Source organism: Paucilactobacillus nenjiangensis (genome assembly GCF_005405445.1).
GTDB classification, from domain to species: domain Bacteria; phylum Bacillota; class Bacilli; order Lactobacillales; family Lactobacillaceae; genus Paucilactobacillus; species Paucilactobacillus nenjiangensis.
Genome location: NZ_BJEB01000019.1, coordinates 17213 through 28192 on the forward strand (window position 1 = coordinate 17213; position 10980 = coordinate 28192).

The window sequence follows — 10980 nt, forward strand, 5'->3', positions numbered from 1 at the left end:
TCTGTATTTTTTAAGGTTTATCCATTAATTTATGCATATTTAATTTATTTATTCAACTCAGCTTGTTTGTCTTCAGCCTTTTTATATAACTGATCTAATTTGCCTGATGATTTCAGTTGCTTAATCACCTTGTTAACTCGTGTAACTAATTTTTTATCATCCTTACGTGCCGCCACACTGATGTCTTGTTGTGATTTTGGCGTTGGTAACTTAACTTTAGCCACTTCATACTTGTCTGGGTTTTGCTTAACAAAGTTTTCCGCCACCACGCTATCTAAGATTACACCGGCCAACTTGCCTTGACCTAGTTCGGTAGTTAAACTATTAACATTGCTTTCCGTCACTAAGTTGGCTTTCAGTTTACTTTTCGCAATTGTTTGTTGTAATGAAGCTTGTTGTACACCAATCTGTGCCTTATTAGTATCGCTAATTTTGGCATATTTATCTGCATTACCTTTTTGAACTAATAACACGTTTTCGACTTTGTAATAACCATTTGAAAATGCAACCGACTTTCTTCGTTCCGGTGTAGCGGTCATCCCCGCTAAAACTAAATCAATCTTATTTTCCTTTAAATCCGGGATTAATGAAGAAAAAGTGGTATTCACAATTTTTAGTTTCACACCCATATCATCGGCAATCGCTTTAGCAATATACATATCGTAGCCAGTGATCACTTTTTGTCCATTTTTGATAATTGGAAATTCAAATGGTGCAAACTCAGCTTCAGTCCCAACTACCAATGTTCCCTTATCTTGGATCTTCTTCACACTATTATCAGCTTTTTTCCCACATCCACTGACGATTACCAACAATACTGCTAACAATGAAATAACTGCTAACAACCTCTTATTAACTTTCATATCTTTCTCCATTTCTGAATATATATTCATATAATTAAGTATTGTTTTATATTAAACCATCAATCCGTATATCAAGCAAGAATAAATTTACATTTAGACGCAAAAAAACACCTACCAACCTTTTACGTTGATAGGTGTTCCGGAAGAACGGATTGTATATGCAACCTCTGGAGGTCTTCTCAGACACTCAATCTGATTTGCATTACTCCTGTGAGTTCCTAGTGCACGCCGGTAGCTGCTCTGTCCGAATTATTTTCGATATTATGAGCCACTCTTACGCTGCTTCTGGCCTACTAATCTTCGGCTACCAGAAACCTGTGCTTGATATCTAGAGGTCCGAATCACCGATGATTGAACCCCACCGACTCGATTCAAGAACTTTAAATGTCCTTCCTCACCTAGTATATTACCATATCATGTAAACGTTTACAAGTGATATGACCAACTCCAAATTATTGTGCATTTGGTGATTTAACTAAATGAATTGGAGAAGCAATATGTTTGGAAATTTTCTCTCCACGATAGTGTTTGTAGGCTGCTTTAACGGCTAATTCACCTTCAGTTTTAGGCTGTTGGGCCACGATTCCAGTGATTGTACCTTTTTTAACAGCTGCTAAACCATCTGGGGTTCCATCGATAGAAACAATCTTGATGTCTTGGCCTTGAACGGCTTTAACTGCACCTAATGCCATTTCATCGTTTTGGGCGAAAATTCCCTTAACATCTGAATGTGCTTGCAAAATATTTTGCGTAGTATTGAGTCCTTTGGCACGATCAAAGTTAGCACTTTGTTTGGCAACTAAATCTAGCTTACCTTTAATTTGGCCATCAAATCCTTTACCACGTTGGACGGCAGCATCAGCACCAGGAGTTCCTTCAAGTTCGGCAACTTTAGCATTATCTCCAACTTGTTCAGCCAAGAAGTCAGCGGCCATCTTACCAGCTTTGACATTATCTGAAGCAACAGTCGTTAGTAATTCCCCACCATTTGAACCACGATCACAGGCGATAACTGGAATCCCAGCTTGGTTTGCTTTTTTGACAGATGAAACAATCGCATCTGAATCAACAGGGTTAACAATGATAACATCTACATCTTTAGTGATTAAATCTGAAATTTGATTATTTTGTTTTGAACTATCATTTTGTGCATCAAATGTTTCCACTTTTGAATTATTTTTCTTTGCTTCTGAATCAATTCCTTTTTTCAAATTAACAAAGAAAGGATTACTCAACGTCGACACTGAAACACCAATTTTAACGTCTTTAGCGGCTTTCTTTTCAACCTTGTCACTGCTGGTTGGACGGCCGATTGTCGCATATTGACAACCTGAAGCGACCATCAGAAAGACTGAGAATACTGTGAATAACCCAATTAATCTTTTCATACCAATTTTCTTCATGAATTCGTCCTCCTAGGCTTTTGCTTGCTTACGATCTAACAATACGGCAATCAAGATTACGATACCTTTAACAATTTGTTGGTAGAAACTTGAGATTCCTAATAAGTTCATCCCATTGTTCAAGACCCCAATAATCAAGGCACCAACTAAAGTACCGAACATCTTACCTTTACCACCAGCTAATGACGTCCCACCTAAAACAACGGCAGCAATGGCATCCATTTCATAACCGGTCCCGGCATCAGGTTGAGCTGATGAAAGTTGTGAAGTTAAAATCATACCGGCAACGGCTGATAAGAATCCAGCAATTACATAAATCCAAATGGTAATTTTCTTAGTATTAACACCAGCAACAAAGGCGGCTTTTTCGTTCCCACCTAAGGCATACGTTTTACGACCAAATGTAGTTTTGTGTAGGAGCACATAAGCCAATGCGTACATGATAACCATGACATAAACTTGGAATGGAATTCCGAATAAATAGCCTTGTCCAAGGAATAAGAATGAGAAATCGTTGTTCATGGTTTTACCAGTAATTGGGTTACCATTTGTCAACACGTAAGTTGCACCACGGAAAATTGCGGCGGTTGCTAAAGTAGCAATAAATGGAGCAGCTTTACCGTAAGCAATCAAGACACCATTAACGGCACCAAAGATAGCACCAGTAATCATTCCAATTGCAAAGGCAAAAATTGGTGGACAACCCATTAAAATCAATTGGGCCATGAAAGCACCGCTCAATGCAAGAATTGATCCAACTGACAAATCAATTCCGGCAGTTAAGATAACAAACTGCATCCCAAACGCAATCAATGCATTAACCGAAATTTGTTGTAGCAAGTTCATGATGTTATTAATATTCAAGAACGAACTATTTAAAACGCTTACAAAAATTACCAATACAAGCAATGCCACCAATGGGCCTAACTTAGAATAAAACTCACCAATATTAAATTTCTTTTTCGTTTCTGTGTTATTCATTTATTTCTCCTCCAGTCGCTAGTGTCATGACTTTGTCTTGAGTAGCATCTTTAGTAGCTATTTCGCCTTGAATTTTGCCTTCATAAACTACAACAATGTTGTCACTGAAGCCAAGTACCTCATCAAGATCACTAGATACCATGATGATTGCAGTTCCACGGTCGGTTAATTCATTCATCAAATCATAAATTTCACGTTTAGCACCAACGTCAACTCCACGAGTTGGTTCGTCTAAGATTAAGATTTGAGCCCCTGAGCCAACCCATTTAGCGAGAACAACCTTTTGCTGATTACCACCAGAAAGGCTAGAAGCTAAATCTTGAGAACTTTGAGCCTTAACTCCTAATCGTTTCATCAACATATCAACAAAATCTTTATCCGCTTTTTCGTCGATGAATCCATTTTTAGTAAACCCATCAATACTTGGTAGGTCGATATTTTCTGACAAGCTACCATCTAAGATTAAGCCTTCATCTTTACGGTTTTCAGTGAGAAAACCAATGTTGTGTTTGATGGCTTGTTCCGGTGTTTTAATTTCAACTTTTTCACCATTAACAAAGATGTCACCACTGTCGAGCTTATCAACGCCGAAAATGGCACGCATAATTTCCGTCCGACCAGCTCCCATTAATCCTGAGAAGGCTAAAATTTCACCTGATCTAACTGAAAAATTAACATCTTTGAATGTATCTCCACTGGTCAAACCTTTAACTTGGAGTAATTCATTACCAAATTTAGGCTGACGGTCTGGATAAAAGTCTCCCATGTCACGTCCAACCATGTCGTGCACGATTTGCTTAACGTCAGTTTCTGAAGTTTCATAAGTATTGATTGTGAGTCCATCACGCATTACCGTTAAGCGATCACTAATTTCAAAGATTTCTTCCATTCTGTGGGAGATATAAATAATAGCGACACCTTGTTCTCTGAGCGAACCAATAATAGTAAATAATTTAGCGATTTCGTTTTCACTTAACGCTGCTGTAGGTTCATCCATAATCAAAACTTGTGTTTTATTCATTAATGACTTAGCAATTTCAATCGTTTGTTGGCGACCAACACTGAGTGAACCAACTGGTGTATCAACTGAGATATCTACACCTAACTTGTCAAGTGCGTCTTTAGCTTGTTCACGCATGGTCTTCATGTCCAACATTCCAAACCCTTTTTTGAGTTCGCGGTTGAGAAACATGTTTTCAACGACTGACATATCCGCAAAGTTATTCATTTCTTGATGAATAAATGCAATTCCATGTTGTTCGGCATCCAGTGCATTTTTAAATAGTGTTTTTTGGCCATCAACTAAGATTTCTCCACCATCCGCACTCAGTAAGCCCGTTAGGATGTTCATCATCGTTGATTTACCAGCCCCATTTTCACCCATCAGCGCATGGACCTCGCCGCTGTGAATTGAAAAATTGACATCTCGTAGCACTTTATTTTGTCCAAAAGCTTTGGAGATGTTTTTCATTTCAATATCCATGATATTCCTCCTTAAAATGTTACCCCACTTACCAAAATAATATTTGAGAACGGACTCATCTCACCCGTGCGAACGAAGGCTTTAGCATCCTTCAAATCTTTTTTCATATCTTCGTGTGCAATGAATGAAATCTTGGTGTCTGGGAATAACTTTTGAATTGCTGTCAATTGACTTGGATTATTCGTCCGAATTTCATTGGCTAAAATAATTTCTTGCACTTCTAGTTCTGAAATGATGTTCGTTACCACATCAATAAAACTTGGTAAGTTCTTGGTAACTGCCAGATCAATTTTTTCAGTAGTTGCTGGGACTGGCATCCCCGCGTCTCCGATGGCTAACGTATCAAAGTGACCCATTTGGCTAATCACTCTGGACAAATCTGAATTAATAACTGTTGTTTTCTTCATGAAACAGTAACCCTCCTTGTGTTTTTACATAAAACGTTTTACTTAACATGCGAAAAGCGTCCAATTTATTTTGCATTAGTAAATATATCACAAAAAGTAAACGCTTTCAAATATTTCTAAAACTAAAACCGCATCTCTGTGGTTTAATTACTACTTATTTAGCGCTTTAGGGCCATTTTGTGTGCCGACAATTACCGTGTCAACCACGTTCAAAAATAGTCCATGCTCGACGACTCCGACAATGCCATTTAACACTTTGGCAAGAGCAAATGGATCGTCAATCGTACCCAGATGTAAATCAATAATATAATTTTTTTCGTCAGTTAAAACATATTGCTGATTATCATCTTTTCTGAAACTTGGATGGTAACCCATCTGCTCCAATTTAGCCAACACGTGCGTTGAACCAAATGGAATCACTTCTAATGGCAATGGGAAGGCGCCTAATTGATGAACTAACTTGCTTTCATCAACAATCCACATATTCTTTTTCGAATTAATGGCGACGATTTTTTCCCATAAATGAGCTGCGCCACCACCTTTGATACCTTGAAAATCATCACTAATTTCGTCGGCACCATCGATGGTTAAATCGATTTGATCAATCTCGTCAATATCTTTAACAGTGATTCCCAATGATTGAGCTTGATTAGCTGTGAAATTTGACGTGGCGACCGCGGTAATGTGTAACCCTTCATCAGCCACTCGCTTACCCAGCGCATCGACCATGTATCTAACCGTTGACCCAGATCCTAAGCCAACAATCATGCCATCTTCAACATACTTGACTGCTTCATTACCGACTAATTGTTTTAATTCATTTTGTTCCATCGTTTAACCTCCAAAAACTTACTTGCTTGCAGCTTCAATTTCAGCTTTCGTTGGAATTGATGGCATTGCGCCTAAACGTTGAACTGTAATTGAACTAGCGCGTTGAGCAAAGGTCAATGCTTCCTTAATATTACTTAAGTCCTTCTTTAATTGTGAGCTGAGTGCTCCGATAAATGTGTCACCAGCGGCAGTAGTATCAACAGCATCCACTTTAAAGGCAGGGACAAAATCATGTTGACCATCCTCAGTTGAATAAAAGGCACCTTTACTACCAACTGTGATAATCAAATTTTTCACACCCAGTTTGGCAAAGGCGGTCGCATTTTCAACCATCGATGCTTCATCCGTCACTTCAATTCCAGTTAAACTAGCACTTTCAGTTTCGTTAGGGACCACGATATCTGATAATTCTAGTAATTCTGGTAACATTTCAGAAGCTGGCGCTGGATTCAGAATGGTAATTGCACCACTTTCTTTCGCCAACTTGAACGCAGCAATAGCTGTTTTTTGCGGAGTTTCAAATTGTGTCACTACGAAATCTGCATTTTTAATTTGTTCTGCAGCATTATTAACTTCCGTTTCTGTAACCTTTTGATTAGCCCCACCATAGACCAAGATACTATTTTGCCCATTTTCATCTAAGAAAATATAAGCTGATCCGGTTCCTGATCCAGTATCAACATTGATGCCAGAAGTATCGACATTGTCATCTTTTAAAGATTCAATCATAAATTTACCAGCATCATCGTTTCCAACTTGGCCGATAAAACTCGTTTCAGCGCCGGCTCTCGCAGCTGCAACAGCTTGGTTAGCGCCCTTTCCACCAGCGGCACTACTACGGTCATTCATCTGTAAAGTTTCGCCTGGTTGTGGTACTCGTTTAATTCTTAAAATGGTATCTACGTTTAAACTACCTAAGATAACTACTTTATTTGCCATAATCAATTCTCTCTTTCTGGTTAAACACTCAAGTAAAACCTTTTACTAATCTTGTACAAATATTTTATCATGAAATGTAAGCCTTTTCAACAACTATTTTGTATTTTGGGTAGTACTTTCCCGAGCAACCAATTCGACTGGCAAATTAACGGTTTGAGTTTTTACCTTGGGATTGTTCACTCGATTCAACAAAACTTCGGCAGATTTTTTACCCAATTCAATAATTGGTTGGCGAATAGTTGTTAATTTAGGTGAAAAATATTCGCCCCATTCAATGCCATCATATCCAATAACGGATAAATCATTAGGAATATCAATTTTGCGTTCCCGCAAACCACGATACACACCCACGGCCATTTCATCATTAATCGTAAAGACCGCGGTCACTTCAGGATGCTTCACTAATTCGGTGACTGCTTCATAACCGCCCCTTTTAGTCATTGGCGATGCAATTTTGACAATATCGGTTTTTAAATCTATATCATTTTTAATGCAGACATCTTCGAATCCTTGTAATCGACGGCGCAAGTTATTCGTTAATGAATCTGAAATAATCATTGCAATTTTTTTATGGTGCAAATCAATCAAATGCTGAGCTGCCAATTGTCCACCATGATAATCATCAGTTTGAACAGTGTCGCCTGCTTCTACAGTATTTTCATCAATTAACAAGTATTTAATGTTATTCGGATTTAAAATTTCATCAATCACTTCGGCTGTGATTGCGGCACTGGCAATAATTAAGCCACTAACTGATCGTTCGACCAATTTTTCCAGGTAATACTTTTCCAATTCCGCATCATGATTAGAACTAAAAATAATGGGAATAAATTGATTTTCACGAGCAATCGTCTGAATGCCTTTAATTAATTCACTAAAAAATGGATTTCCCACATTTGGCACTAAAACTCCAATTGTTTGCGCAGATTTCATAATTAAATTCCGAGCGTTAAAGTCCGGAACATAATTCATTTCCACTTTTAAATTTAAGACCCGTTTGCGCGTATCTGCACTAAAGCGGTCACCTTTTCCATTTAAAATTTGAGACACAGTAGTTACTGATGTGCCAGCGGCCTGAGCCAAATCATTGATTGTTACTTTGCGTACCATATGTGTCACTTCCTGTGAGAGATTTATTTTTAGTATATCGTCAAACTTGACGTCTGACAAAATTTATTTTAAATACTAACCGAAATTTAATGCAACCACTACGTCGCGCGAATTATACAGTTAAACAAACCTGGCAGGTTTTGTCTAATAAAGTGGTTTGGCAGCTGATTGAAGTAATTCATCGATTTTATCGTAGAACAAATCTTCATGAGCAGCCGTGACGAGTGTAATTTTGCGACCACCATCTTTTAAATAGGTCCTACCAGCAGCAGGGCCATCGACTTCAACATCCCCGGTAACTACCTTTGATTCAACAATTTCCGGATACTTAAATGACATTGCAGTCAGCACATCCCATAAATAATATTTAGAATCAGCTTCAAAAGTCAGCACTAACGCATAACCTTGGCCAATCAAATCTAGTGCTGGAAAACGGCGCTGTTTAGCCCAACGATCGCGTAATCCTACTGTTAACGGCACTTGATCGGTACTTTCAAGACCAACCATTTGAATTTCAATATCAGCATCCCAGACAATTTTGACTGCTTCGGGATCCCAAAAAGCATTCCATTCAGCCGTGCCGTCATGCTCAGGATCATTTACATTGCCCTGGTTATTCATCGTGCCACCCATCCAAAATAATTTATCAATTTTGTCGGTGATTGAGGGATCAACCTGGAGTGCCCGCGCCAAATCAGTTAACGGCCCAGTCATGACCAAGGTTGTTTTATCGGCTTGATTTTGTAATTTATCAATCATATCCAGATGAGCCGGTTTAGCGGCTTCAGGCGTTTTGATTGTGCCAGTTTCATTAAGCATCGGAAAATTATCAAATGAAAATGAACTCAACCGCCAATTGGTTGGAAATTGGTGCACAGGTCGTGAATTGGATTTAGCAATATCTTTGACTTGCGAGTGCGAGCCAAATAAATCCACAATTTTACGTGACGCGGACACGGCTGGTTCTACGAATGAATCTGCACCAACGACACCGACTCCAGTTAAGTTGATATCTGGCATTTGTAACATCAATAATAACGACACCAAGTCATCAACATTTCCATCGTGATTGAAATAGACATTTTGCAAAATAAGTACCCCCTCGTTTATTAATATTCATATTACTACAGAACGGCGATGCTGTGCTGCTTTTTCGTCAAAACGGTTTTATTTCTAGAATTACGCTATAATATCGATAATGAAAACGATAACAAAAGGAGCTGATTCATCATGAAAATCATTATTATTGGGGCCGTTGCCGGAGGACCGTCATTAGCCACCCGACTTCGGCGGTTAGATGAAGATGTTGACATTATCATGTTCGAACGTGGGCAACACATTTCATTTGCCAGCTGTGGCTTACCTTATTACTTGGGGCACGTCATCAAAGAACGCGACAGTTTAATTGAACGCACTCCAGAAGTTTTGAAAGAAAAGAACAATATAGATGTTCGTATCCAAACTGAAGTGACCGCAATTGACCCGGAACAGAAAATTGTGACGGCGACCAATTTAGTTGATGGTTCTACTTATACTGAATCTTACGACAAATTAATTCTCGCAACCGGCGCTCGTCCCACCGTGCCCAAAATTAATGGTTTAACTGATGCGACAAACTTATTCACAATTCGCAACGTTACGGATGCTGACAAAATCAGTGATTTCATTGAAACTAATCATCCCCATCACGTCACCATTGTTGGAGGTGGAACGGCGGGAATCAAATTAGCCGAAAACTTTCAGCTTCGAGGTTTAACTGTTTCGATTGTGGAACGCTCTGAACACGTCGCAGCTCCATTTGACCCTGAAATTACAGAAATTTTAGAAAAGCAACTCATCAAACATAAAATTGATCTTCACACCAATGCCAATGTCGACAAAATCACCGAACAAGGAAAATCGATTCATCTTTCTTCTGGGGAAACCCTAAAGACCGATATGCTAATTTTCGTAACTGGTGTCGTGCCAAATAGTGAACTAGCGCCTGCAGCAAAGATTACACTTGCTCCAGACAAGCACATCATCGTGGATGAACACCTACAAACTAATGTGGCAGACATTTACGCAATCGGTGACGTAATTGAAACAACGAGTTATATCACTGGCTTGCCAATCCAAAGTGTCCTGTCTAGCGCTGCCAATCATCAAGGCCACTTGTTAGCCGACGCTTTACTAGGAGCTGATCTCACCTATCGTGGTTTCATCGGTGCCGGAGTTGCGCAAGTATTTGACATGACCGTTAGTTACACTGGCTATACCGAACAGACGTTAGAAGCCGCTGGGGTAATGAATTATCAAAGCATTTTTATTACACCATTTGACCATGCTTATTTTTACCCCAATGCCAAACGGTTGAATTTAAAAGTCACTTATCATCCATCGACAGGTGCTATTCTAGGTGCCCAGGCAATTGGTCACTCTGGTGTAGATAAACGGATTGGGGAACTCTCAGTTGCCATTACTGGTAACTTAACGGTTCATGACTTGCCTGATCTAGAGTTGCCATACTCACCACCATATTCAACCACACGCGATCCTTTAAATACCGCCGGTTATGTCGCCATTAATCAATTGAACCAAGCCGATTTAATGGTCCCTTTGAAAGAAATTCCAGCCGACGATTTAAAGTCCGCCTTCTTCTTAGCAATCCATGAAGATGGCAAGACCAATACCGGTTCCATCACGCCTAATCTCAGTATTCCTTTAAACGACTTACGTGACCGACTCGCTGAAGTCCCTACCAATAAAAAAATCTACATCACCCATCGTCCTGGCCTCAATAATTACACTGCTGCCCGTATTCTTGCTGGACATAAGTATGAGGTGTCGATAGTAGAAGAGTAAGTGCTGAGTAACTCGCTAAATTAACGAGCACTAACCTAAACAGGCAGATAATTCGGTCTTTGAATTGTTTGTCTGTTGTAGTTAGGTGAGTTGATTGAGTTGGGAAGCCGTTAAAAATA

10 protein-coding genes are annotated in these 10980 nt (G+C 39.2%); 1 reads left to right on the plus strand and 9 read right to left on the minus strand.

Translation table 11 applies throughout. From position 1 onward, the window contains the following. Positions 1 to 44 precede the first annotated feature (44 nt). The 9 genes from FFM59_RS04345 to FFM59_RS04385 all read right to left on the minus strand — a co-directional run bounded on the left by FFM59_RS04345 (position 45) and on the right by FFM59_RS04385 (position 9106). Entirely contained in the window at positions 45 to 863 is an 819-nt protein-coding gene (locus FFM59_RS04345; RefSeq protein ID WP_225420289.1) for a transporter substrate-binding domain-containing protein, read from the minus strand. 452 nt (positions 864 to 1315) lie between these two features. After that, entirely contained in the window at positions 1316 to 2266 is a 951-nt protein-coding gene (locus tag FFM59_RS04350; RefSeq protein WP_137601824.1) for a substrate-binding domain-containing protein, read from the minus strand. A 12-nt stretch (positions 2267 to 2278) separates the two neighbouring features. Beyond that, the gene (locus FFM59_RS04355) at positions 2279 to 3247 is read right to left on the minus strand and encodes an ABC transporter permease subunit (protein WP_137601825.1); all 969 of its coding nucleotides are present in this window, start codon (positions 3245 to 3247) and stop codon (positions 2279 to 2281) included. Beyond that, positions 3240 to 4730 carry a sugar ABC transporter ATP-binding protein gene (locus FFM59_RS04360; protein WP_137601826.1) on the minus strand — a complete coding sequence of 497 codons (1491 nt, stop codon included), beginning with the start codon at positions 4728 to 4730 and terminating at the stop codon, positions 3240 to 3242. Before FFM59_RS04360 ends, FFM59_RS04355 begins: the two co-directional genes overlap by 8 nt. A gap of 11 nt (positions 4731 to 4741) precedes the next feature. After that, positions 4742 to 5137, minus strand: coding sequence for a D-ribose pyranase (gene rbsD, locus FFM59_RS04365; RefSeq protein ID WP_137601827.1), 396 nt, complete (start codon positions 5135 to 5137; stop codon positions 4742 to 4744). A 150-nt stretch (positions 5138 to 5287) separates the two neighbouring features. Further along, positions 5288 to 5968, minus strand: coding sequence for a ribose-5-phosphate isomerase RpiA (gene rpiA / locus FFM59_RS04370; RefSeq protein ID WP_137601828.1), 681 nt, complete (start codon positions 5966 to 5968; stop codon positions 5288 to 5290). An 18-nt stretch (positions 5969 to 5986) separates the two neighbouring features. Beyond that, a complete protein-coding gene (gene rbsK / locus FFM59_RS04375; RefSeq protein ID WP_137601829.1) occupies positions 5987 to 6907 on the minus strand; it encodes a ribokinase in 921 nt (306 codons plus the stop codon). Positions 6908 to 7000: 93 nt separating this feature from the next. Beyond that, the gene (gene rbsR / locus FFM59_RS04380) at positions 7001 to 8017 is read right to left on the minus strand and encodes a ribose utilization transcriptional repressor RbsR (protein ID WP_137601830.1); all 1017 of its coding nucleotides are present in this window, start codon (positions 8015 to 8017) and stop codon (positions 7001 to 7003) included. A gap of 144 nt (positions 8018 to 8161) precedes the next feature. Continuing rightward, positions 8162 to 9106, minus strand: a complete 945-nt coding sequence (locus FFM59_RS04385) for a nucleoside hydrolase (protein WP_137601831.1) — start codon at positions 9104 to 9106, stop codon at positions 8162 to 8164. 141 nt (positions 9107 to 9247) lie between these two features. On the opposite strand from FFM59_RS04385, the gene FFM59_RS04390 reads away from it, so the two are divergent. Continuing rightward, entirely contained in the window at positions 9248 to 10861 is a 1614-nt protein-coding gene (locus tag FFM59_RS04390) for an FAD-dependent oxidoreductase (protein WP_137601832.1), read from the plus strand. The last annotated feature ends 119 nt before the right edge of the window (positions 10862 to 10980 follow it).